Source organism: Mesorhizobium sp. M0626 (assembly GCF_040320665.1).
GTDB lineage: Bacteria > Pseudomonadota > Alphaproteobacteria > Rhizobiales > Rhizobiaceae > Mesorhizobium.
The window spans coordinates 45,827-66,001 of sequence record NZ_JAMYQD010000010.1; the positions used below are offsets into that span (position 1 = coordinate 45,827).

The following is a 20,175-nucleotide window of genomic DNA, read 5'->3' on the forward strand; positions in this document are numbered from 1 at the left end:
GGTTCCATACAGTCCTCGACAGGGTCGACGAGTTCAACTCCACAGCGACGCCATGGTCAGCGACGCTTCGAATATCTGCTCCCTGTTCTCGTTCAGCATCTTGACGGTGATCCGCCGGTGGTCGCCCTCCGGTATCTCGTCGCGCGCCACATCGTGCAATATGCGCAGCGCTTCGGCTCCCGCACGCTCCCGGCTGGGAAAAAGCTGCCCCTCTTCATCAATCTGGGTCTCGGCGTTGTACAAGTCGAAGTAGAACCGTTCCATGTGTGCAAGGATCCCTGCGTGAGAACGCTAAGGCGCATCGCGGTTGAAGGACGCAGGCGACGCGCTTCAGGTCTGTGTTTTTATGCATGTCGTTGTCTCAAAATCGGGGCCATTTTTGAGCGACATGGATTAAATCCCAACCCGCACCCATGGTTCCATGCGACTGTGCCCTGAGCAGATTTCCTGCCAGGAGCCGTCGCCGTGCCGGCCGATTGCAACCGCACCCGATCTCCGGCGTTTGGCTAGGCCACGAATGTCCACGAAATCTCGAACTGGATCCTCGATGCTAGAACCGCTTTATCTCAACCTTGGCCAGCATGACGCTTTGTCCGAGCAGGAAAAGGGGCTGCTGGCCGCCGCCATGACCATCGAGATGGATTTTGCCACCGGTCAGGACATCGTTTCAGAGGGATCGAGGCCAGGCTACAGCACGCTCATCATCGAGGGTCTGGCGGCGCGCTACAAGGTGCTGGAGGATGGCGGCCGCCAGTTCACCTCGTTGCAGGTGCCAGGCGATTTTGTCGATTTGCACGCCTTCCTGCTCAAGACAATGGACCATGGCATTATAGCTTTGTCGCCATGCCGGGTGATCGCCGCCGACCACAGTCGGCTAAGGACGATCACCGAACAGGCGCCTCATCTGAGCCGCTTGCTTTGGCTGGACACGCTCGTCGATGGCGCCATCCATCGGGAATGGATCGTGGCCATGGGCCGGCGGTCCAAGACTTCGCATCTGGCGCATCTTGTGTGCGAGCTGTTCGTGCGGCTCCAGGTCGTCAAGCAGACCAACGGCATGAGTTTCCGGCTTCCCCTGTCGCAGGCGGAACTGGCCGACGTGCTTGGGCTTTCGGTCGTCCACATGAACCGGGTCATCGGCGCGCTGCGCAAGATCGGTGTGATCGGCTGGGCAAATTACATGGTGACCATTCTGGACTGGCAGCAGCTGGTGGAAATCGCCGAGTTCGACCCGACTTATCTCAGCATGAACCGCGAGCCGAGATAGGCTATCCGGCGTTCGCCATGACATCGCAGGCAATCCGTCAGCCGGTCTTTCAACGATGCCCATCCAGCGACGCCAATTCGTCGAGCATGGCAAGGGCGGCACTTGGCTTCGCCGGCTTCAGCAAGCCCTGTTGGGCGGCGGCATTCTGGAAAGCGGCAAAGGCGATGTCCGGGCGGCAAATGCCGTTCAACGCGTCATCCACCAGCCTGTCGGCCGCCTTGTAGGCCGCCGTCTGCTTGTTCTTCCATGTTCCGCCTAGCGCCCTCCTGGCGTCGGCGATCGACGACACCGTCATCGCGCTGCCGTCCACGAATCTGATCGTCAGGGGCAGAAAACGGCTCATGCGCTCACCATCCAAACCATTCGCGCCTCGCCCGGATCGATCTCATCACTTGCCTCCTTGAAAACGGGATCGCCATAAACGAGGAAATCACAAACTGGTTGCAGCCCGGCGAGCTACATGTTGCTTGCCGGCCAGATCGGCCGATGCGGACGATAAGGCGGCCGCGGCGCCGGCTTCAACGGGATGTCGGCGAGCGAGTTGCGGATCGGCCTGAACAGTATCGGCGAAGACGCGGCGCGGCGGTGCAATACCGCGGCTGACAATTTGGCAATCAGATTTCGAACGTCCATGGGACACCTCGAGCGCGTTGAGAGTCCCCCCATCGCGATCACCTACCACCTCACGCCCAGCATCCGCATTTAACTTTGATATAGGCCGGACGAATACGCGCCGCGCGCAATGTCTGCCGCCGAGATTCTGCCGATCCTCGGCGGCGGCTATTGAGGGCGGTGCCAGGCTGGCGGTCACGCATCCCAGCAGCGACGTCGCGGACGCTGCTGCAACCGGATGAATTTTCGTGCATTCTTGTGCATGGCCACAATGCTTCGAACCGACACGCCGGCAAAATGCTGCTCCTATTGCGGTTCGCGAGAGCATGACTACGAGGATTGTCCGAAGCGTAAAGCAGAGGCGGAGCGGCAGTGGGAAGGCCAGGCAAAGCCCGGCGCCGAATCCGAGGCGACGGCCGAAGTCTAGCTGGGCTCGAACAGCTCGATCACGTTGCCGGACGGGTCTTCACAAAGAATCTGTCGCCCGCCCGGACCTTCGACGATCTGGTTGCGGAACCGCACGCCGGCCTCGACCATCTTAGTCACGATTGACGGCAATTGCTCGACCTCGAGCACGAAGCGGTTCCATCCGCCCGGCTCGGGTGTCCGGCCGTCCGGCATCGGCCTGGCTGCCGACGCCAAGGGACCGGCGAGCCAGAGCGAGAGGTCGCCGCGCGTCAGGATGGCCATCGCCGGACCGAATTGCTGCTTCAGCGCGAAGCCCAGATAGCTCGTATAAAACGCGATGGACAGATCGACATCGCGGACCAGATATCGGACGGACACCATTCGCAGGCTCCCTCACAAACGCCCCTCCCGAGAGATAGCTGGCGGGACAAGTCGGGGCAAGCCCGCGCGCACGCTTCGGGCGCCTACGGTGCGATTGCGTGGTCGGCCTGTCTGTCTCTCACGAAGGCCGTCAGCAGCTCCATTCCCGCCGGCCAGTCGCCCAGCCCGCTATTGCTGTTGATGTGACCAAGCGGCCCGGCGATGTGCAGTTCGCTGCCCCATTGTGTGGCTTTCTCACCGGCATAGCCGTTCGGATCATAGGGATCGTCGGTGCTGGCCACGATCAGCGAGGGGAAGCGAAGCGGCCCGCGCGGCGTATCGGCGAAGGGAATTCCGTAAGCGGGATAGACCGGCGAGGCCGGGTCGGGAACCGCAACCAGAAACGCCCCGCCGATCCGACGGCTCGACACCGCCTGCCAATGCGCGACCAGCAGGCAGCTGAGACTGTGGGCGACGAGCACCGGCGGGGTCTGTGCCTGTGACACCGCGACGTCCAGCGCCGCCACCCAGTCGTCGAAATCCGGCAGCTCCCAGCTTGCCGGGCTGAAGCGGCGCATCGCCGGGTCGGCCTGTTGCCAGCGTGTCTGCCAGTGGGCCTCGCCCGATCCGCCGCTGCCCGGCAGAATGATGAAGTCGGTCATGGAAAATCCTGTTTCTTCGCCGCAGATGATGTCCCAATCCTAGGGCTTCTCCTTGTTCGCGGAATGAGAGATCATCGGAAAGCGATGAAGAATTCCGATGGATTGAAGGTGTTCATGGCAAACGGCGATTACCGGCCACGGCTCGACCCCACCGACATGGCAATCATCGAGATCATGCAGGAGGATGGCCGCATCGGCATTTCCGAACTCGGCCGCCGCGTCGGCCTGTCCCAGCCCGCGACGTCGGAGCGGGTGAAGCGGCTGGAGGAGCGCGGCATCATCGCCGGCTACCGGGCCGCGATCGATCCCACCGCCCTCGGTCTCGGCACCATGGCCATGATCCGCCTGCGCACCACGCATGAGCACATCCAGACCTGCCTGAAGAAATTCGCGGCCATGCCGGAAGTGGTCGAGGTGCTGCGGGTGACCGGCGAGGATTGTTTTCTGGTCAAGGTGGTCGTGCCGTCGCCGCCCGACCTCGAAAGCATCGTCGATGCCATCGGCCGCTACGGCGCGGTGACGACCAATGTGGTGCTGCGCGCCGAGCCGCCGAAACGGTTGGGGCGGGAGCTGATGGCGAAGCTCTGAGCGGCCACGCGCGGCAAGAGGATTGCAAGCGCCTCCTTTTGCGAGGTCCGGCTTTGCCGCGAAAGAATTTCGCGGGCTGGTGTAGGATCGGCGGCGTGGCGCCCGTCCTTGGGGCGAAACCCGTTGCAAACCTTTGGAGCACATCATGGAAGCCGTTCAATCGCCGTGGCAGACCGCGGCCATTCTCATCGCCCGCCTGACCTTGGCCGCCATGTTCGCGATGGGAGCAGCCTTCAAGTTCATGGATATGAACATGACCGCCGGCTACATCGCCGCCGCCGGCTTCCCGTTCCCGCTGTTTCTGGCCTGGTGCGCCGCGATCCTCGAAACGCTGCTGGTGATCGCCTTGCTGACCGGAGCGTTCTTCACGCCGGCCGCCCTGGTCGCCGCCGTCTACGTGGTCTTCCTCGGCTTTGCCTTCCACGGTCCGTCGCACTGGACCGGCAACCAGGCCGAGTTCGGCGCCTTCATGTCCCATTTCCCGTTCGCCGCCGGCCTGCTGTTCGCCGCCGTGCATGGACCGGGCAGCGTGCTGGCCTCGAAGATTGGCCGAGGGTGAGGCCCCGCGTCGGCAGACCGCCTCACATCTGGTCGTTGTAGGGTTCCTTCATCTGACCGACCATGCGGGCCAGTTTCGAGAAGGACGGCATGTCCGCCTCCGGCTGGCATTGATTGGCCAGTTCCAGCAGTCGGATCGGAAAGTTGACGGCGTCGCGGTTGGACTCCGACATGCCGTCGGACCGCTCCTCGCCGGTTTCGATGGCCTCGGCCTTGCGCAGCGCAATGTCGATATCCTCCACCGTGAGCAGGCCCTTGCGCACCAGCACCTGATTGATCGAGGCGACGGCCATCAGCAGGCCTTCGAGTTGCAGATTGGCGACGTTCATGGCTGTTGCTCCCATTTGGCTCACGCTCAACGCATGAGCCGCTGTTACGATCCGGACGGGGATGCAAGCGATAGGCGTCGGCCGATGGCCTGCGCTACTCTTCCATCCAGCGGCGGCCATATTCGGCCCACAGCGCCTTGACCTCCCGGCTGCCGAGGCGCGGGGCCGAGCCGTCGCCATAGGCGATCGAAACGCAGCTGATGTCGTAATGGGGATGGGCGTCGATGACGAAGCGGATCGCCTCGCCGAGCGGCCTTCTGCCGATGACCGGATCGGCCTGGCCTTGGCCGACGCTGCGAACGCCCGAAACAGTGGCTGGCGCTTGCCGCATCCTGAACACGGATGCCATGGCTGGTTTGTCCATCCCGCTCTCCCCCGAGTTGGAGTGGAATGATTCCATAAGAGCCAGCTAATGACCAGTCGCTAGACGGCCTGTCGAAGGCTGCGTCTTGTATCCTGCAGCCCGTTGAAGGACTGTTCAGGCCAGCGGATCCGCCGCCGGCGGCCTGGCGGGAAGGCCGAGCCTTGTCCGCTCGCCGTCGGCAAACTCCTCGGCCGCTTCCTGGGCCTTGAACAGATGCTGGGTCACCGTGCCATTCTCGGCAACCAGCACCGCCCATTGGCGGCGGTCCACACGTTCCACGCGAACGTCATTGGGCTCTCCGGCCACCACGATCGTCCTCCAGCAGGCGTACGGCACGGAGGGGGCGTGCCTTTACGCCTTGGTCTTGCTCTTGGCCGGCGCCTTGGCGGCCGGGGCCTCGGGTGTCCTGATGCCGAGCCCGAACTCCTTTGCCAGCTCCGAGCGCTTGGCGGCGTAGCTGGGCGCCGTCATCGGATAGTCGCCGGGCAGGTCCCATTTGGCGCGATAGGCTTCCGGCGTCATGCCATGGGCGGAGCCCAGATGACGCCGCAGCGACCTGAACTTCTTGCCATCCTCGAGGCAGTAAATGAAATTCGGCGTTACCGAGCGCTTGCGGTTGACCGCGGGCTCAGGCGCAGGTTGCGGCGGAGCAACGGGATTGTCCACGGCCGCGAGCGCTGCGTTGACGCTCTCGATCAACGCCGGCAGGCTATCCGGAGGCACTGAATTGTTGCGCACGAATGCCGCGACGATGTCGGCGGTCAGATTTATATTTCGGATTTTGTCCTCAGACATGGCTTCTTTTGCCCCCTTGATGCCAAAGGACAAATTATCAGACAACATCCGCCGACGGCATGGCACTTTAGAACATATGCATATGACTTGACGCCGGATGTGGTAGCGCTAGCATCGCCGAGTCTCCGATCGATGTCGATGTAGGAATTCTTTCCTGACATATCTTGACCGGTGAGGGCAGCTATGCTATGATTTGTCGATGTTGCTGATTTGCGCCACCAACCCGCCGCCGAGGCGGGTTTTTTGTTTCAGGCCGGCTTGGAAGCGATGATGGCCAGTGACGCGAGTTTTCCCTCGCTCAGGCTGCTTATGTAGTTTTTTCGCCGATGCACGAACTCGGCGCCGAGCACGATCTCATTGGCCTGCTGCTGGGCGGGCGACGGAACCATGCTGGAATTTGCCCGTTTCAACGCCAGCTCGACGTGATCGCCGGTTTCGTCGATGACGTCGTCGACCTGGAATCCGGCTGAAGCAAACAGAGCCTTCAGGGTTTCGCGGTCGACGAGATGGCTGGCCACAGCCGACACCGCCCAAGGCAAGGGATAGTGAGGCTCGCCGTCCGCCAGCACCGCCTCGGTCCAGACAAGCCTGGCCTTCGGCTTCAGTACGCGCCACGCTTGCCCGATGACCGCCGCCTTGTCGGCGATATTCATGCCGACATAGAAGCAGATCGCCGCGTCGAATGTGTCGTCCGCAAAAGGCAGCCTTGTCGCATCGGCCTCATGGAAACGCACTTTGTCGCCGAGGCCGCAGAGCTCGGTCAATCGGCGGGATGCCTCGACGAACGCCTGCGTCAGGTCGACGCCGTCGACGCTGCACCCATAGGTCTCGGCAAGGAACCGGGCCGGGCCGCCAATGCCGCTGCCGATGTCCAGAACCCGATCGCCGGCGGAGGGCGCAAGACGCGCAGCATGGTCCTGCGTGGCGATCAGCTCGCGGCCATGAAGCTGATCGAACGGATAGAGTTGTTTGGCTGCGAGGCTGCCGGCCTTTGCGTCCGGCACAGCCGACAGGATGCGCTCGACAATGCCGCCGCTGCCATAGTGACTGGTCACATTGCTCATTGCGCTCTCCGACGAGACGCAGCATCCCATCGATGCTGCCCTTGCGCAATGCGCGGCCGCGCCAAGACGCGGCTTTGACCGAAGTAGGAATTATTTCCCTTTTTGCATTGACGGGTGAGGGCAGCTTTGCTATAGTTTGTCCATGGTGCTGATTGGCGTCACCGACCCGCCCACAAGGCGGGTTTTGTGTTCCTGATGCCCACAACGTGCGGATATCGGATGTCGGCGGGACAGCCCCCCTCTGGCCTGCCGGACGTTCGTCGTTCGGAAAGCCAAGCAATTGGCTTTCCGTCCGCTGCGCGGACCACTCCTCAACCCCCACACGGGGGGGAGATCGGACTGCCGCCTTGCTTTCGCCAATCGTCAGCGCTGCAAATTGGTCGCGACCCTGGAGCTGCCAATCTCCCCCCTTGAGGGGGAGATGTCCGGCAGGACAGAGGGGGGCGTGAAGGAACGCTATCCTCGGTTCATTCTGCCTTATCCGCGAGGCCTCCCTTGTCCAACCGCTATGCCACCATCATCACCGACGATGACGGCCGCGAGGTCGTCAGCGCCATTGGCGTGTTCGAGGGCGCTGCCCCGCAGGCGCGCATCGGCCGTATCGAGCCGGTCATGCCGGGCGTGCTGATCGGCATGGTTCGCGGTGGTCCTGTCGATGCCATCGGCGGCTTCGGTTTTCCGCGCGGCACGCACGACGGCCGGGCGATCGCCCTTGCCAGGGCAACCCTGAAAGCCGAGCCCGCCGGAAAACGCAACGCGCCGGCCGCTGATGCAGCCCTCAAGGCCGCGCCAACTCGGTCAGGGCCAAAATCGGCAGGGCGCAAGTCCGGCAAGATCAAGTCCGGCAAGATCAAGCGGGCGAGGCCGGCAAAGCCGGCGAAGCAGGCAGCGACCGCCGAGCCCGCCGGGATCTCGGATCATGGCTGACCGGACGGCGCCGCGTGCGCGCCCTGGCCGCAAGGCGACTGCCGCCGCTGCCAAGCCGAAGCGGACGAAGAAGACGCTTGGCGATGATTTCCTCGACGCGGTTCGCGCCGATTTCCGCGCCCATGGCGCCGGCGTCATTGCCGCGGTCCGGGCCGACAAGCCCGACCAGTATCTGAAGATCGTGCAATCGGTGCTGCCCAAGGATCTGGCCAAGGATTTGCATGTTTCATCTGACAATCTGGAAGCCCTGAGCGATGACGAGATCCGCCGCCGCATCCGTGGCCTCGAAGCCGTCCTCGGGCCGTTTGGCGACCAGCCTGAAGACGCGCCGCCACTATCTGGCGCTGCTGCAGGAACTGGACCGCAGGCGCAGGACTAACCAGCTTGCCGCCTACCGGCCTTATCCCAGGCAGGCGCAGTTTCACGCCGCCGGCGCGCAGAACCGGGAACGTCTGTTCATGGCCGGCAACCAGCTCGGCAAGACCAGGGCCGGCGGCGCCGAATGGGCCATGCACCTCACCGGCCGCTATCCCGCGTGGTGGCAGGGCAAGACCTTCGACACCGCCGTCAGGCTATGGGCTGCCGGCGTGACCGGCGAGGGCACGCGCGACAACCCGCAGCGCGTGCTGGTCGGCCCGCCGCAGCAGCAGGCGGCATGGGGCACCGGCATGATCCCGGCCAACGCCATCCTGCACACGACCATGGGCCGCGGCACCCCGGGCGCGCTCGACAGCATCGTGGTGCGCTGGGGCGGCGGCGGCGACGTGCAGGCCGATGAATCGGTGCTTTCGTTCAAGAGCTATGAGAAGAGCCGCGAAAAGTGGCAGGGCGAAACCCTGCACGGCGTCTGGTTCGACGAGGAGCCGCCGCTCGATATCTATTCCGAAGGCCTGACCCGCACCAACGCCACCGGCGGCATCACCATCGTGACGTTCACGCCGCTGCTGGGCATGAGCGACGTGGTGTTGCGGTTCTTGACGGCGCAGGAGGTTCTCCCTTCCCCCCTTGTGGGGTGAGCAGCTGGTTCGCGAAGCGAATTCGTCGTGCCAGTGGCACGACGAAAGGCCGGCGAACGCCGGGACGCTGCGGAGCAGCGGGGACCCGGCGGGTTGGATCGGCCACCACCCGGCCCTTCGCAGGCTCAGCGCGTTCGAAGCTCGAAAAGCCAAGCAATTGGCTTTTCGTCCGCTACGCGGACCGCTTCTCACCCCACAAGGGGAGAAGGTAAGAGCCGCCACGCCCGGCGCAAATATCGTGCGCGGACAACATCATACGACATTACTTTGAATCAGTTCGGCAGGCTCTACGTCCTGTCACGTCGCTATCTTGACCCCGAGATCAGCGGTGCCTCAGGCGATTGCCGGCAATGATGATTGCCATACGGCGTGGTGCGATATCTGGTTGTGCTCGATGCAATCGGTTGCCAGTTTGCTGATTTCAGTATCGGCGGACGCCTGCGCCCATTCGACGAACGCGTCAACAACGACCAACCTCGCCCGGCTGGCCAGCCCCAGGCCGTAACGTCGCACTACCGGCTCTGAATGGTCGAGCATCGCACGGATCATGCCTGATGCATCATCTCGCCATTGCCCGGAGATATCGGCGATCGCCGAAAACGGCGTTTGCGGCCTGAGCAACGCGGCGTGCTGACGCGCAAGCTTTAACTGCCAGTCTTTTGCAAAGCGCACAAATTTGACGGCTCCCATGCGTACACCATCGTGATAATCATCAAGGGCAAACAACGCCTGCGCGAGATGCTGACCATCGTTCCGCGTACTGCATCGCAAGATAGACTCCACGGCATCGAAGCGCGTGCGCGGGTTGCTGTCCCCAAGCAGCGCGGCCAGCTCACCCACCATCGAACTTATGTTCTGGTTTTGAAAGGTGGCAATAAACGCACCCGCCGCTCGCGTCTCAGCATTGGCAGATGTCAGCAGGAGACGAAGGCTTTCCAACGGCACCGTCTTGCCGAGCTCGCCGAGAAGGTCGTTGGCAAGCGCGCCATCGTCATCATGCGGGGACGACAGCAGCCGCTCCAGCATCTCCTGACCTGTCATGGCATTTGTCGATTTGCCGAGTGGCAGCAGGATCTTACCGCCTTCGCTGAAAAAAAGATGAGCAACCTCGCTGTCCTCGGCGGACAGGCGCATCGCCTCGAATAGATCTGTCATGGCAAAGAGTGGCTGTCCCACCCGCGTAGAGTACAGGCCGCGCAGAATGCACCAGCCCAGACGCATCGATGTCGCCGATGCACGGCAAGACCTACCGCATAAAGCGATAAAGGAAAAGATGAGAGCGAAGCTTTCCCGTTTCGGCGCGTTGCGGAATTGCGAACCGCGACTAGACTGGTGGCCAGGTTGTCGAGGAACCAAGTCCATGAACAGGCGGCAGGTATTGACAGGCGGTTTGTCGTCGCTTGTCGTGTCGCCGGCGGGTGGTGCTGAGGTGTCAAAGCCCCAGGTGCCCAAATGGCGACCCTCGTTTTCACAACCCATCGATCGCATCGAGGAACGGTTCGGCTATTACTTCGACAGGCCGTGACTTTGCCATCCTTGAAAACGGCACCTGCGTGCTGACGGAAGCCGGCCTGTCCGATGAGGCGGCAGCCATGGCCGCCATCCAGACGCTTGCCATGATTTACAACTATCATCCGGACATGAAGCCGTCCGACATGGATGATGGCAACGTGCTGGTCAGCTACAATCATCCAGCCTTCAATGTCGTGCTTTCCGACGTTGCGAATGCGCATTGGCAAGAGATCGAGGCCCGCCACCAGGATGGGCTGGCTACGGGCGAGGTGCTGATCACGCCGCTGGGGCAGAATGTGTTCGATGAGCTCGGCAAAAAGGCGCTGCTCGGCAGGTGCTACATGTTCATGGATGCGCAGGCGCCAAAGGTGATCCGCATCAAACCCAGTTGATAAGTCGAATCAGGGGTATTTGGTGCCGGCAAGTTGCCTGGCACGACCTTCGGCGGTTGGCGATTTGCGCGTTAATGGGCCGCACAATATTTTCTCTCGACCGGTATACTGATATATATAGAGCATACAGGATTGATTGGGAGTGTCGGGGACGCAGACCTCGCGTTTGAACCCTGTTCCTGGATCGGTACGGGTTCTGCAGATTTTTTTACTCGTATCGTAAGGAACATTCGCCTGGCTGGTGCATGCCGATGCACTGGCGGCAATGGCGACAACGATTGCAATCCGAATCATGTGTTCCCCCAAGTCTTGGGTCAGCTTCGCATTGATGAGCGGTGGTATCAATGGCCACACTCTATTGGAGCATGCTTGCATGACCCGTCACGTCACCTTCATGACCATAGACGACGTCGAACACTATTCGCCGGACGAGCGTGCCGCGATCATCGCCGCCTATCCCGAACATGAGCGCGAGGCGCGGGCGCGCGGCGTTCCGGTGCTGGGCTCCGGCCGCATCTTTCCGATTGCCGAGGAGCTGATCGCCTGCGAGCCGTTCCGGCTGCCGCGCTACTGGCCGCGGATCGGCGCGCTCGATTTCGGATGGGACCATCCCTCGGCCGCCGTCGAACTCGCCTGGGATACGGAGGCTGATATCGTTTACGTCACCAAAGCAGCCAGGGCCTCGCAGCAGACGCCGGCGATGCAGGTGCTGGCGCTGAAGCCATGGGGCGAATGGCTGCCCTGGGCCTGGCCGCGCGACGGTCGCCGCGAGACGCTGGAAGGGGCGGGCACGGCGCTCGCCAGGCAATATGCCGCCCACGGCTTGAACATGCTCACCGGCCACGCCCGCTTTGCCGACGGCTCGGTCTCGGTCGAGGCCGGGCTGATGGAGATGCTCGACCGCATGCAGTCCGGCCGCTTCAAGGTGTTCTCGTCGCTGCTGCCCTGGTTCGAGGAATTTCGGCTTTACCATCGCAAGGACGGCAAGGTGGTGAAACTGCGCGACGATTTGATGGCCGCGACGCGCTACCGCAAACTGACGCTCGCCTATGTCAGCGGCGCCGGCACTTTGCCGACGGTGGCCAACGGCATCTGGCTGATGTTCGACCGTGCCGGCGACAGAGGCGCCGACGGGACGGGAGTAGGAGATTTTTTGGGGCCTGCGTCTTCGGCAACCGACAATATTGTCACTTTCGCGGGCACCACGGGCAAGGTGGGGAAGGATAGTGGGATCGCGGTGTCCAGCCTGGCGCCGAAGGCCAGCCCGACATTTACCGGGACGCCAACGGGGCCGACCGCAGCGCCTGGAACGAATACCACGCAATTGGCTACAACGGGGTTCGTCAAGGCTGGGTTTGATCTGAAACTTGATAGCCGACCCAACCTTGGTGTCGTCGCGCAGACGATCACCGATTGGAACAACGCCCTGGACAACGGCTGGTATATGGCCTCGGCGGCGGCTAATGCGCCAGACGGCGTAAATTGGTTCCTGGGGTTTGTGGAAGCGCACGGAAGCACTGGCTACCGGACGCAGACGGTGCATGATTTCGTCAACGACACTACGGCGGCAGACCAAAAGCTATGGCGGCGCAGGCAGGCTGGCGGTGCCTGGGGAGGATGGATCAAGCTGCAATGGTCGCAGGCCGAACAGGATGCACGCTATGTCCAGTCGTCCACGGCGTTGCTTCAGAAGTTTTATGAAAGCCCGCAACAGACGATCACATCCGGCGGGTCGCTGACGTTGGCTCATGGGCTGGGGGTGAAGCCGAAAAATTACCTTGCATTCTTACAGTGCACCACTGCTGAGGGTGGCTATTCTATTGGAGACGAAGAACCTGTCTCGATTGGATCGCACGAAGCAAGCACCAATCGAGGCCTAAGTGTCGTTCCCGATGCTACAAATATGGTCGTTAGATTTGGGTCGCAGGCTTCTAGTGCCGTTCAGATTACACGCAAAGACACTGGTGGATTTCTAAATATTACCAATGCAAGCTGGCGGCTTGTCATTAGGGCATGGGCCTAGCATAAATTCGAGTGAATTCTTCAAAAGAAAGATCAAAAGGCCGCTCTCTCTTTCCGAGATATGGCGTCTGCCCAATCCACCACCGAATCTCAATAAGCCTCGGCTATTTTCGTCGTCGAAGCGCTTCTTGATCACCTTTGCCGGAATTCTTCCTAACACTGCATACGGAGGTGCATCTTCGATCACCATCGCAGCGGCGACGACGGCAATGGTGCCGTCGCTCGATTCGCCGTTCCGATCTCCTTTCCGGCCGACGCCACCAAATACCGCCCCGCCAAGGTCTCCAGCGACGTTGTCTCGATGATCGACGCCTAACCGCAAGCAGCTTCGCAAATCGACAACCTGCCTTTCGCGGGCAGAAAGGAAAACCCCAATGGACCGCAACTTCGCGCGGGCGCTTGCGCTCGTCCTCAAATCGGAAGGCGGCTGGTCCGACAATCCGGCCGATCCCGGCGGCGCAACCATGAAGGGCGTGACGCTGGCCAATTTCCGCCGCTACGTGAAGGCGGATGCGACGAAGGTCGACCTTCGCCATATCACGGATGCTCAGGTGGCGACGGTCTATCGCCGCTTCTATTGGAATGCCGCTGCGGGCGCCGAGCTTCCCGGCGGTGTCGACTATGCCGTCTTCGACTTCGCCGTGAACAGTGGGCCGGGCAGGGCGGCTAAATATCTGCAGGCGGCAGTTGGCACCGCACAGGACGGCAGGATCGGCCCGGCCACGCTCAAAGCTGTCGGCGCCAGGCCACCGGGCGCAGTCATCGACGATCTTTGCGATGCCCGCCTGGCATTCCTGCGGCGGCTGCCGACCTGGCCGGTTTTCGGCAAGGGTTGGAGCGATCGCATCCGGTCGGTCCGTTCCCAGGCGCTGTTGATGTCGGCACTACAGCCCGCTCCGGCACCTTTGCCGGGCACCCCGCCCCAGCCATCAGCGCTCTCGCCGAAGCCCGGCAGTGCGATGCCGCCGGTGTCTACCGGCGGGCCCGTCAGCCCCGTCGAACGCCTGCCGTTCTGGCGTGCGCTGCTTCAAATCCTGAAATCGATTTTCGCAAGGAGTTCGACATGATCGCCGTCTTCATCCGCATCGGCTTGCGTTACGGCGCCGGTGTTCTGGTCGCGCGTGGCCTGCTCGGCGCCGACGACGCGGCGGCATTTTCTTCCGACCCCGACATTCAAGCTGGTCTGGAGATCGCCGCCGGTCTCGCCATCGCCTCGGTCACCGAGACCTGGCACTGGCTGGCCCGCAAATCCGGCTGGGAGCACTGACATGGAAGGGTTTCAACAACTGCTCATCGCCTATCTCGAAGCCGCGAAACCCTATGCTATCGGCTTTGCCGCCGGGCTTGTCGCCGGGTGGCTGCTGTGAGCGCGCTCCTCGCCGTCCTGCTTGGCAACAAAGCGCTGCTGGGCTTCCTGGCATCGGTCATCGCCGCCCTTTGCTGGGGCGCTCACCAGCGGCTGGCCGGCGCCAGGGCCGAGCGCGGCAAACTGGCGGCCGCTGAGGCCGCGGCGCGCGCGGTCGCTGAGCAGGTGCAGAACGACGTCGGCGCATTGCCGGCGGACGCTGTTCGAAAGGAGCTGAAATCATGGGCAAGGGACTGATGCTTGCGCTGCTTGTGGCGCTTGCCGGGTGCACGACTGCTTCGGGCGGCTTCTGCGCGATTTCGAGCCCGCTGCGCCTGTCGGCCGAAGCCGTCGACGTCCTGTCGGACGCCGAGGCGAGAGCGCTCCTGGCGCACAACCGCAAGGGACAAAAGCTCTGCGGATGGAGGCCTTAGCCGATGCACGACCTCTTCGACATGCTCGGCATCAAGGGGCCGGTCGTCGCCGCCGGGCTAGCCGGCGGCGTGCTGCGAGCACTGTCGCGCCATCGCTACAAGCTGCGCGAGATGATTGCCTCGCCGATCTGCGGGGCGCTGGCGGCTGCGTATCTGACGCTGCCTGCCGTCGCCTGGTTCAGGGCAACCGGCATGCCTATCCCCGATCCGGCCGACGACACCACGACGCTCGCCGCCGCCTTTTTGATCGGCGTCTCGGCCATGTGGATTTCCGACATCGTCTTCGAGGTCATCGTGCGGCGGTTCGGCTCGGCCGGCAACGAGTGATGCACTTGAGATGCTGGAAGAAGCCAGCGACAATGCCTACCTAAGGAGCAATCCAATGGAGGTATGATATGGCGACGTCCACCGAACGTGCAGTCCTTGCCGGCGGCTGTTTCTGGGGCATGCAGGATTTGATCCGGCGCTATCCCGGCGTGATCTCTACCCGCGTCGGCTATAGCGGTGGCGATGTGCCCAACGCCACGTATCGCAACCACGGCAGCCATGCCGAAGCCATCGAGATCGTTTTCGATCCGGCCAGGATCAGCTTTCGCACATTGCTCGAATCCTTTTTCCAGATCCACGATCCGACCACCAGGAACCGCCAGGGCAACGATGTCGGAATGAGCTATCGCTCGGCGATCTTCTACACCAGCGACGAGCAGAAGCGCGTCGCCGAAGACACCATCGCCGATGTCGATGCCTCTGGACTGTGGCCGGGCAAGGTCGTCACCGAGCTTGCGCCGGTGGGCGATTTCTGGGAGGCGGAGCCAGAGCATCAGGACTATCTCGAGAAATACCCCAACGGCTATACCTGCCACTTTGTCAGGCCGGGCTGGAAGCTTCCGGTCCGCGAAAAGGCTGTTTCGTAACGCAGCCGCTATCGTCTGCTTATCTGGCGGTCGAACTATTCTTCCGCGCGATCGGTATGCCGGCCGCCTTGTTGAGGTGGCCGTGCTCGGGCTGCCCATAGATGAACGCGCCGTGGACGGGTTTGCCGTCGACCTCAGAGCCTGAGAACGCGACGGCCTCGATCTTCTTTGCTCCGGTCAGGCTCTGGTTTCGAAGATAGGCGAAGGTTCGCACCGCTTCTCCGACAATTCGATCGAGAAACGGTTTTGGCCGCCTCCCGGGCCGTCGCACGAGGCTTGGAAAGCGCTCTCGTCCCGAAACAAAATGGTGCTGTGCGCAAAGCGCCGGCATGATCTGATAGATTCGGTTGAGCGAGCAGGTCATGAATCCTGGGTGAAAAAGAACGAAGTCGACCTCTCCTCTCAGATGCATGGTCCTGCGCAGCAATCTTTGCGCTGCCGATCTGGAGATGACATAGCCTGCGGCGCCCGCGTGCAGGCCATAAAGTCTGGCAAGCGAAACCCCATCATCGAGAGCGACTTCCTTGCGTCCGACCCTCACTTTGGCAAAATGCGTTTCCAGCTTGATCACATCGGCATCGCGCGGCACCCATCGATCAGAAGCAAGCAGCGAGCCGGCGCCCGCGCCGAAAACGACGTCGTCCTCGAAAACCGCGCCATATTGATCCGCGCCGTTCGCAACGATCTCCCAACACGAGCGGTGGCTCAGGAAACAGCAAACCTCAGCAGCGCTCAGCGGGCTTTTGGCGACAGAGCAGCAATCGGGGCAATCAATGGCGGAGACACGCTCAAATGGTACTCCGATCCGGCCGAACTCGGACGCGACATGCGCCAGCCGATCGCGAGAACGATCAAGATTGATCACCAGACACCTCATCAGCGCCCCCTTTGTCCGGTGATCAGTGAATATCACGTTCCCGTGATTGCACAAAATTTGCTTACGTGCGGGGCAGTGGGTAGCGGCGTACGGTGCCGCCGGTTGATTTTGGAAGTTGGGTGGACATTGACGGCGTCCCCCGCGTGGCGCGAGCCTTTACCGTGCGCGCCTAGACGAGTCGCCCTAGAAGCCGAAGAATTGCCGACCGATCATGTATCCGAGCGCGACGACCACAAGGGGAAACAGGGCGGGCGTCAGCCCACCAAGAGCGGAGGTCTTTGGCTGTTGCCTGGAGATGGTCCTGGGTGCATTGCCGAGATTCTTGGTCATCCGGTATAGTAGCAAGCGCTGATTAACGATTCCGTAACCCGATCGAGGCCGCCGCGGCTTTTTGCGTTTCTGGCGCGACCTTGACAATGCCCAGCCCGTGACGCAACTGGGCCGTCTTTGAGAGCATTGTGAGGCAAGGTCAATGCGGGTGACGCTCGTTTTGAAGGGCGTAATACCCTGCCGAGGTTACGGTGGGATTCAGCGTCAGGTCGAATGGCTGGCCACGGAGATGGTTCGTCTCGGACACGAAGTCGTGGTGATCGCTGGCCCTGGCTCCAGCCACCCGCTCTTCGAAGTCCGGCACGCTTCGACCGATGCCGAATGCCGGGCAGCCATTCCGCGCGACACGCAAATCGTCCACACCCATAGTTGGCCCGTCGAGGTGCCATTTCCAACGCTGAATACGCAGCGCGGCTTTATGCCGGACCAGCCCATGCCAGTTGCGAACTGGAGCTTTATCAGCGCCAATCATGCCCGCCAGCATGGGCGCGAGACATTCGTCTACAATGGCTTTCCGGTGGACGCCTATCGTTTGTCGGCTGCAAAGGGCGACCGCCTGCTATTTCTCGCCGGCATTGCACGATCAAGCAAAGGCCTCAACCGCGCCGTCGATCTCGCCAAAAAATTCGATTTCGGTCTCGATATCGCCGGTGGCTCGCGTTGGAAACTGCTGGGCCGAAGTCAGACCCGCCGCGAAGGGTTGTTTTTCAAGAGCCTTGGCAGGCGATACCGTTTCCACGGAATCGTTGACGGCGAGCCGAAGCTTCGCCTTCTCGGCGAAGCGCGAGCCTTCCTCAACCCCATCGCCTGGGAGGAGCCGTTCGGCAACGCACCGGTCGAAGCCATGTTGTGCGGCACTCCGGTGCTGACGACGACGCGAGGCGCATTGCCCGAGACGGTCGATGCCGACAGCGGGCGCTTCTTTGAGACCGATGAAGAATTTGCGGCCGCTTTCGAGGCCGTCGCCGACCTTACGCCTCAGCAATGCCGCGAATCGGCGGCGACGAGATTTCCCATCCAAAAAGCGGCGCGCGGCTATCTGGATCTCTATGCCCGCATCCTTGACGGCGAAGCGCTTCCTTGACGACCGGCGATCCAATCCTCTTCGTCGGCTTCCCCGCGGTCGGCGACTTCGTCCGTTGCCATTCCGCCATCCAGATCATTGCCGCGCGATTTCCTGATCGCCCCATAGATGTCGTCACCTCGCCCGTTGCAGCGCCGCTGGCGCGCCTGATGCCGCATGTCAGGAAGGGCTGGGCGCTTGCCAAGCGTCATCAGCGCCCCGGTTTTGGCGAGCGCAGCCGCCTGGTTGGCGAGTTGCGCAAGGAAAATTACCGTACGGCCTATCTGATGACCAGCAGCACCAAGGCGGCGCTGATGGCGTTCATGGCCGGAATAGAGGAGCGCATCGGCTATCCGCAGGAGTTGCAATTCGGCCTCCTCAATCGCTTCCCCGCCGGCTGGTTGGCCCATCTATGGGCCTTCGGACCCCGCAAGACGCGGCTGTTCGAGGAGGTCTGCTCGATTGCCTCGCTTGGCGAAAAGCCGGCTGCGGGCGCAGAGTGGCCGGCGCCCCGGCTTGTGGTCGATCCGGCCGAACTGGACGAATGGCGCCAGCACAAGAAGATCGATGCCGACCGACCGGCACTGGCGCTCTATACTGCCGACATTGAGAATTTCCGCTCATGGCCCGTCGAGCGCTTCATTTCGATCGCCAGAGACCATCATGATCGCGGCTGGGCAATCTGGATTGTGGGCGGACCGCGCGAGCACGCCGGTGCCGCAAAAATCCGCGCCGCCATTCCTGAGGCAATCGACTTCACCTCGACCCCGTCGATTGCTGACGCGATGTGCCAGATCGCTGCGTCAACCATGTTCCTCGGGGTTGATGGCGGGATTTCCCACGCCGCCGCTGCCCTGAACGTCCCATGCGCGCTCATCTACGGGCTGAATCGCCCCTATGTGCATGGGCCCGTAAACAACCATGTTCGCTTTATCGAACCGCCGCTTTCGACGCCCAGCTGGGTCAAGGACACGCGCGGCGTCAGCGAAACTCGGGTGAGGGAGGCTCTGGCTGACATCTCAGCCGGTATCGCCAACTGACCAATGGTCTCGCCGGCCCCAGGCGTCTGGTTAAAAACGCCCCGTGGGGGCAACCATAGCCCCGTTTCGGGTTTACCCCTTGACACTACCCCTTGGCCCTGCGGTTTTCGGGCTCGTGATTGCCGACCCAATGTGCACGGATGCGGTCGCTGGCTTCAAGGTAGGCCATGTCGATGAGGTAGGTCAGAAGCTTCTGGCCGTCGGCTTCGGCTTTCTGCCGAAGCTCCCGCAGCATCCCTTGCGCGAACTGCAGGTTCTCCATTTTGCTCGGCTGGTCCATTGGTGCCCCCCCAATGTCTGCGCATGAACTTTGCGCTGACTATGCTTGCATGAAGATTGCCGTGAAGTGGATATTGCACGTGCGGACCGCGATCCTGCGAAGGCGCTGGCTGCATGAAAGCCGCCCCATCCGGCTTCAAGATTCGCTACACTATGTGACGGAAAGAAAATAAACAAAGCTTCTTTTTGTACAAGAAAGGGAGATTCCTTCAGTTCACACCACGAGATGCTTGGGCAGCATAGTTGACGTAACGATATTGCGTGGTCTTAAGCTCTCGTTTCCAAACAAACGTAGCATCGTTGCAACCACAAGACGAATTCCAGCTGACCGGGGACGCTCCGTTCGGCATCGGGCGGTTTCGAGAACGATTTCCTGCCTGCCGGCTGTCTGCGCCGCTCGCGCTAGGCCGACTTGCGTTGCGGCAAGCTAGACGGCGTCTCGACACCGTCAGAAATTGGTTCGGCTGTCCGGTTTGTCGGCTCGTCATCGACCCGGTCGTGCTCGAATTGCCGGGCGGCAGGCAAGCGTTGCAACCAGTGCTCACGGCGATTGACCCAGAGTTCATAGCTGGGCTCCAGCCCTTCGGTGGGCACCTCATCGAGGCTGCCAATCGTCACTTCCACCTCATTCTCACGAACCAAAGGGACCCGGCCGCCGCAGGTGGGACAAAAACTTCTGTCGCCGTAGCTGCTGACGATACCCGTCGTTTCGAACGCCTCGAGCGGCCACACTGCAAACGCCGAAAAAGCCGACCCGCTAGCCTTGCGGCAGTCCTTGCAATGGCAAAGGCCAATCCGAAAGGGATCTCCCGTCACCGAAAACTGGATGCCGCCGCACAGGCAGCTGCCGCTCCGCCTTGTATCATTGGGCATGACCGCTCCTCCATCTGGTTGGGCATCACACCACTACATCTTGCAGCGCCATGCGCACAATCAATTCACCCGCAGCGCAAGGGTTCCATGTCGCCTCGCGCAAAGCATCGTCTGAACCCGGGAGCGCCATGGCAACGACCGCCG

General features: G+C 62.0%; 30 protein-coding genes. 16 read left to right on the forward strand and 14 right to left on the reverse strand.

From position 1 onward, the window contains the following. Positions 1-33 precede the first annotated feature (33 nt). Positions 34-264: a DUF6894 family protein gene (locus NKI37_RS14090; RefSeq protein WP_023671435.1), complete on the reverse strand. Its 231-nt coding sequence runs from the start codon at positions 262-264 to the stop codon at positions 34-36. A gap of 283 nt (positions 265-547) precedes the next feature. On the opposite strand from NKI37_RS14090, the gene NKI37_RS14095 reads away from it, so the two are divergent. Next, positions 548-1,267 (forward strand): Crp/Fnr family transcriptional regulator, encoded by a 720-nt coding sequence (locus tag NKI37_RS14095; protein WP_023671436.1) that lies wholly within the window; start codon positions 548-550, stop codon positions 1,265-1,267. Between the two features lie 49 nt (positions 1,268-1,316). On the opposite strand, the gene NKI37_RS14100 is transcribed toward NKI37_RS14095, so the two are convergent. The 4 genes from NKI37_RS14100 to NKI37_RS14115 form a co-directional block, all read right to left on the reverse strand. Continuing rightward, positions 1,317-1,610, reverse strand: a complete 294-nt coding sequence (locus NKI37_RS14100; protein WP_023685943.1) for a DUF982 domain-containing protein — start codon at positions 1,608-1,610, stop codon at positions 1,317-1,319. Between the two features lie 113 nt (positions 1,611-1,723). Continuing rightward, on the reverse strand, positions 1,724-1,900 hold the full coding sequence (locus NKI37_RS14105; protein ID WP_023671438.1) for a hypothetical protein: 177 nt from the start codon (positions 1,898-1,900) through the stop codon (positions 1,724-1,726). Between the two features lie 402 nt (positions 1,901-2,302). Next, positions 2,303-2,668, reverse strand: a complete 366-nt coding sequence (locus NKI37_RS14110) for a VOC family protein (protein WP_023697758.1) — start codon at positions 2,666-2,668, stop codon at positions 2,303-2,305. Positions 2,669-2,751: 83 nt separating this feature from the next. After that, positions 2,752-3,309 carry an RBBP9/YdeN family alpha/beta hydrolase gene (locus NKI37_RS14115; RefSeq protein WP_023697757.1) on the reverse strand — a complete coding sequence of 186 codons (558 nt, stop codon included), beginning with the start codon at positions 3,307-3,309 and terminating at the stop codon, positions 2,752-2,754. 84 nt (positions 3,310-3,393) lie between these two features. Between NKI37_RS14115 and NKI37_RS14120 the strand changes: the two genes are divergently transcribed. After that, positions 3,394-3,897 carry an Lrp/AsnC family transcriptional regulator gene (locus NKI37_RS14120; RefSeq protein ID WP_023671442.1) on the forward strand — a complete coding sequence of 168 codons (504 nt, stop codon included), beginning with the start codon at positions 3,394-3,396 and terminating at the stop codon, positions 3,895-3,897. Between the two features lie 145 nt (positions 3,898-4,042). Further along, positions 4,043-4,456 carry a DoxX family protein gene (locus NKI37_RS14125; RefSeq protein ID WP_023700688.1) on the forward strand — a complete coding sequence of 138 codons (414 nt, stop codon included), beginning with the start codon at positions 4,043-4,045 and terminating at the stop codon, positions 4,454-4,456. 22 nt (positions 4,457-4,478) lie between these two features. On the opposite strand, the gene NKI37_RS14130 is transcribed toward NKI37_RS14125, so the two are convergent. From NKI37_RS14130 to NKI37_RS14150, 5 genes are all read right to left on the reverse strand, one after another. Next, positions 4,479-4,784: a hypothetical protein gene (locus NKI37_RS14130; RefSeq protein ID WP_023671444.1), complete on the reverse strand. Its 306-nt coding sequence runs from the start codon at positions 4,782-4,784 to the stop codon at positions 4,479-4,481. A gap of 94 nt (positions 4,785-4,878) precedes the next feature. Then, positions 4,879-5,148, reverse strand: a complete 270-nt coding sequence (locus NKI37_RS14135; RefSeq protein ID WP_023671445.1) for a hypothetical protein — start codon at positions 5,146-5,148, stop codon at positions 4,879-4,881. A gap of 114 nt (positions 5,149-5,262) precedes the next feature. Beyond that, complete coding sequence (locus tag NKI37_RS14140; protein ID WP_352791405.1) at positions 5,263-5,427, reverse strand: hypothetical protein; 165 nt, start codon at positions 5,425-5,427, stop codon at positions 5,263-5,265. A 72-nt stretch (positions 5,428-5,499) separates the two neighbouring features. Further along, the gene (locus tag NKI37_RS14145; RefSeq protein WP_023671447.1) at positions 5,500-5,943 is read right to left on the reverse strand and encodes a Ros/MucR family transcriptional regulator; all 444 of its coding nucleotides are present in this window, start codon (positions 5,941-5,943) and stop codon (positions 5,500-5,502) included. Positions 5,944-6,191: 248 nt separating this feature from the next. Further along, entirely contained in the window at positions 6,192-7,007 is an 816-nt protein-coding gene (locus tag NKI37_RS14150; protein ID WP_352791403.1) for a class I SAM-dependent methyltransferase, read from the reverse strand. A 495-nt stretch (positions 7,008-7,502) separates the two neighbouring features. On the opposite strand from NKI37_RS14150, the gene NKI37_RS14155 reads away from it, so the two are divergent. Genes NKI37_RS14155 through NKI37_RS14165 form a run of 3 tightly spaced genes read left to right on the forward strand, consistent with a single transcriptional unit; the run spans position 7,503 to position 8,950 of the window. Further along, positions 7,503-7,934 carry a hypothetical protein gene (locus NKI37_RS14155; protein ID WP_352794472.1) on the forward strand — a complete coding sequence of 144 codons (432 nt, stop codon included), beginning with the start codon at positions 7,503-7,505 and terminating at the stop codon, positions 7,932-7,934. Beyond that, positions 7,927-8,313, forward strand: coding sequence for a hypothetical protein (locus tag NKI37_RS14160; RefSeq protein WP_352791399.1), 387 nt, complete (start codon positions 7,927-7,929; stop codon positions 8,311-8,313). Before NKI37_RS14155 ends, NKI37_RS14160 begins: the two co-directional genes overlap by 8 nt. Then, positions 8,213-8,950, forward strand: coding sequence for a terminase large subunit domain-containing protein (locus tag NKI37_RS14165; protein WP_352791411.1), 738 nt, complete (start codon positions 8,213-8,215; stop codon positions 8,948-8,950). The genes NKI37_RS14160 and NKI37_RS14165 overlap by 101 nt, the downstream gene beginning before the upstream one ends. Positions 8,951-9,283: 333 nt before the next feature. On the opposite strand, the gene NKI37_RS14170 is transcribed toward NKI37_RS14165, so the two are convergent. Next, positions 9,284-10,429 (reverse strand): HEAT repeat domain-containing protein, encoded by a 1,146-nt coding sequence (locus tag NKI37_RS14170; RefSeq protein ID WP_352791397.1) that lies wholly within the window; start codon positions 10,427-10,429, stop codon positions 9,284-9,286. A 74-nt stretch (positions 10,430-10,503) separates the two neighbouring features. Here NKI37_RS14170 and NKI37_RS14175 point away from each other — a divergent pair, with 74 nt between their 5' ends. The 8 genes from NKI37_RS14175 to msrA all read left to right on the forward strand — a co-directional run bounded on the left by NKI37_RS14175 (position 10,504) and on the right by msrA (position 15,569). Then, positions 10,504-10,854, forward strand: coding sequence for a hypothetical protein (locus NKI37_RS14175; protein ID WP_023671453.1), 351 nt, complete (start codon positions 10,504-10,506; stop codon positions 10,852-10,854). A 241-nt stretch (positions 10,855-11,095) separates the two neighbouring features. After that, positions 11,096-12,877, forward strand: coding sequence for a phage terminase large subunit family protein (locus NKI37_RS14180; protein ID WP_352791395.1), 1,782 nt, complete (start codon positions 11,096-11,098; stop codon positions 12,875-12,877). Between the two features lie 373 nt (positions 12,878-13,250). Continuing rightward, entirely contained in the window at positions 13,251-13,943 is a 693-nt protein-coding gene (locus tag NKI37_RS14185; protein ID WP_023727868.1) for a glycoside hydrolase family 108 protein, read from the forward strand. Continuing rightward, positions 13,940-14,143, forward strand: a complete 204-nt coding sequence (locus tag NKI37_RS14190; RefSeq protein ID WP_023689878.1) for a Pam3-gp28 family putative phage holin — start codon at positions 13,940-13,942, stop codon at positions 14,141-14,143. The genes NKI37_RS14185 and NKI37_RS14190 overlap by 4 nt, the downstream gene beginning before the upstream one ends. Positions 14,144-14,239: 96 nt before the next feature. Then, positions 14,240-14,479, forward strand: a complete 240-nt coding sequence (locus tag NKI37_RS14195; RefSeq protein ID WP_023684348.1) for a hypothetical protein — start codon at positions 14,240-14,242, stop codon at positions 14,477-14,479. Further along, positions 14,464-14,655 (forward strand): hypothetical protein, encoded by a 192-nt coding sequence (locus NKI37_RS14200; RefSeq protein WP_023671459.1) that lies wholly within the window; start codon positions 14,464-14,466, stop codon positions 14,653-14,655. Before NKI37_RS14195 ends, NKI37_RS14200 begins: the two co-directional genes overlap by 16 nt. 3 nt (positions 14,656-14,658) lie before the next feature. Further along, the gene (locus NKI37_RS14205) at positions 14,659-14,982 is read left to right on the forward strand and encodes a hypothetical protein (protein ID WP_023689880.1); all 324 of its coding nucleotides are present in this window, start codon (positions 14,659-14,661) and stop codon (positions 14,980-14,982) included. 68 nt (positions 14,983-15,050) lie between these two features. Then, a complete protein-coding gene (gene msrA, locus NKI37_RS14210; RefSeq protein ID WP_023671461.1) occupies positions 15,051-15,569 on the forward strand; it encodes a peptide-methionine (S)-S-oxide reductase MsrA in 519 nt (172 codons plus the stop codon). A gap of 19 nt (positions 15,570-15,588) precedes the next feature. On the opposite strand, the gene NKI37_RS14215 is transcribed toward msrA, so the two are convergent. Continuing rightward, positions 15,589-16,434, reverse strand: a complete 846-nt coding sequence (locus NKI37_RS14215; protein ID WP_352791393.1) for a glycosyltransferase family 25 protein — start codon at positions 16,432-16,434, stop codon at positions 15,589-15,591. A gap of 484 nt (positions 16,435-16,918) precedes the next feature. Here NKI37_RS14215 and NKI37_RS14220 point away from each other — a divergent pair, with 484 nt between their 5' ends. Together NKI37_RS14220 and waaF are read left to right on the forward strand one after the other, a co-directional pair. After that, positions 16,919-17,860 (forward strand): glycosyltransferase, encoded by a 942-nt coding sequence (locus NKI37_RS14220; RefSeq protein WP_023808296.1) that lies wholly within the window; start codon positions 16,919-16,921, stop codon positions 17,858-17,860. Then, positions 17,857-18,879, forward strand: a complete 1,023-nt coding sequence (gene waaF, locus NKI37_RS14225; protein WP_023727870.1) for a lipopolysaccharide heptosyltransferase II — start codon at positions 17,857-17,859, stop codon at positions 18,877-18,879. The genes NKI37_RS14220 and waaF overlap by 4 nt, the downstream gene beginning before the upstream one ends. A gap of 85 nt (positions 18,880-18,964) precedes the next feature. On the opposite strand, the gene NKI37_RS14230 is transcribed toward waaF, so the two are convergent. Both NKI37_RS14230 and NKI37_RS14235 read right to left on the reverse strand, forming a co-directional pair. Further along, entirely contained in the window at positions 18,965-19,159 is a 195-nt protein-coding gene (locus tag NKI37_RS14230) for a hypothetical protein (RefSeq protein WP_023689885.1), read from the reverse strand. A gap of 401 nt (positions 19,160-19,560) precedes the next feature. Beyond that, the gene (locus NKI37_RS14235; protein WP_023705683.1) at positions 19,561-20,031 is read right to left on the reverse strand and encodes a GFA family protein; all 471 of its coding nucleotides are present in this window, start codon (positions 20,029-20,031) and stop codon (positions 19,561-19,563) included. Between the last annotated feature and the right edge of the window lie 144 nt (positions 20,032-20,175).

What these genes read in the sequence shown, in the direction of transcription:
- NKI37_RS14090 (WP_023671435.1), bottom strand. Translation starts at nt 264, where the DNA reads ATGGAACGGTTCTACTTCGACTTGTACAACGCCGAGACCCAGATTGAT.
- NKI37_RS14095 (WP_023671436.1), top strand. Translation starts at nt 548, where the DNA reads ATGCTAGAACCGCTTTATCTCAACCTTGGCCAGCATGACGCTTTGTCC.
- NKI37_RS14100 (WP_023685943.1), bottom strand. Translation starts at nt 1,610, where the DNA reads ATGAGCCGTTTTCTGCCCCTGACGATCAGATTCGTGGACGGCAGCGCG.
- NKI37_RS14105 (WP_023671438.1), bottom strand. Translation starts at nt 1,900, where the DNA reads ATGGACGTTCGAAATCTGATTGCCAAATTGTCAGCCGCGGTATTGCAC.
- NKI37_RS14110 (WP_023697758.1), bottom strand. Translation starts at nt 2,668, where the DNA reads ATGGTGTCCGTCCGATATCTGGTCCGCGATGTCGATCTGTCCATCGCG.
- NKI37_RS14115 (WP_023697757.1), bottom strand. Translation starts at nt 3,309, where the DNA reads ATGACCGACTTCATCATTCTGCCGGGCAGCGGCGGATCGGGCGAGGCC.
- NKI37_RS14120 (WP_023671442.1), top strand. Translation starts at nt 3,394, where the DNA reads ATGAAGAATTCCGATGGATTGAAGGTGTTCATGGCAAACGGCGATTAC.
- NKI37_RS14125 (WP_023700688.1), top strand. Translation starts at nt 4,043, where the DNA reads ATGGAAGCCGTTCAATCGCCGTGGCAGACCGCGGCCATTCTCATCGCC.
- NKI37_RS14130 (WP_023671444.1), bottom strand. Translation starts at nt 4,784, where the DNA reads ATGAACGTCGCCAATCTGCAACTCGAAGGCCTGCTGATGGCCGTCGCC.
- NKI37_RS14135 (WP_023671445.1), bottom strand. Translation starts at nt 5,148, where the DNA reads ATGGACAAACCAGCCATGGCATCCGTGTTCAGGATGCGGCAAGCGCCA.
- NKI37_RS14145 (WP_023671447.1), bottom strand. Translation starts at nt 5,943, where the DNA reads ATGTCTGAGGACAAAATCCGAAATATAAATCTGACCGCCGACATCGTC.
- NKI37_RS14150 (WP_352791403.1), bottom strand. Translation starts at nt 7,007, where the DNA reads ATGAGCAATGTGACCAGTCACTATGGCAGCGGCGGCATTGTCGAGCGC.
- NKI37_RS14160 (WP_352791399.1), top strand. Translation starts at nt 7,927, where the DNA reads ATGGCTGACCGGACGGCGCCGCGTGCGCGCCCTGGCCGCAAGGCGACT.
- NKI37_RS14170 (WP_352791397.1), bottom strand. Translation starts at nt 10,429, where the DNA reads ATGGGTTGTGAAAACGAGGGTCGCCATTTGGGCACCTGGGGCTTTGAC.
- NKI37_RS14185 (WP_023727868.1), top strand. Translation starts at nt 13,251, where the DNA reads ATGGACCGCAACTTCGCGCGGGCGCTTGCGCTCGTCCTCAAATCGGAA.
- NKI37_RS14190 (WP_023689878.1), top strand. Translation starts at nt 13,940, where the DNA reads ATGATCGCCGTCTTCATCCGCATCGGCTTGCGTTACGGCGCCGGTGTT.
- NKI37_RS14200 (WP_023671459.1), top strand. Translation starts at nt 14,464, where the DNA reads ATGGGCAAGGGACTGATGCTTGCGCTGCTTGTGGCGCTTGCCGGGTGC.
- NKI37_RS14205 (WP_023689880.1), top strand. Translation starts at nt 14,659, where the DNA reads ATGCACGACCTCTTCGACATGCTCGGCATCAAGGGGCCGGTCGTCGCC.
- msrA (WP_023671461.1), top strand. Translation starts at nt 15,051, where the DNA reads ATGGCGACGTCCACCGAACGTGCAGTCCTTGCCGGCGGCTGTTTCTGG.
- NKI37_RS14220 (WP_023808296.1), top strand. Translation starts at nt 16,919, where the DNA reads ATGCGGGTGACGCTCGTTTTGAAGGGCGTAATACCCTGCCGAGGTTAC.
- NKI37_RS14230 (WP_023689885.1), bottom strand. Translation starts at nt 19,159, where the DNA reads ATGGACCAGCCGAGCAAAATGGAGAACCTGCAGTTCGCGCAAGGGATG.
- NKI37_RS14235 (WP_023705683.1), bottom strand. Translation starts at nt 20,031, where the DNA reads ATGCCCAATGATACAAGGCGGAGCGGCAGCTGCCTGTGCGGCGGCATC.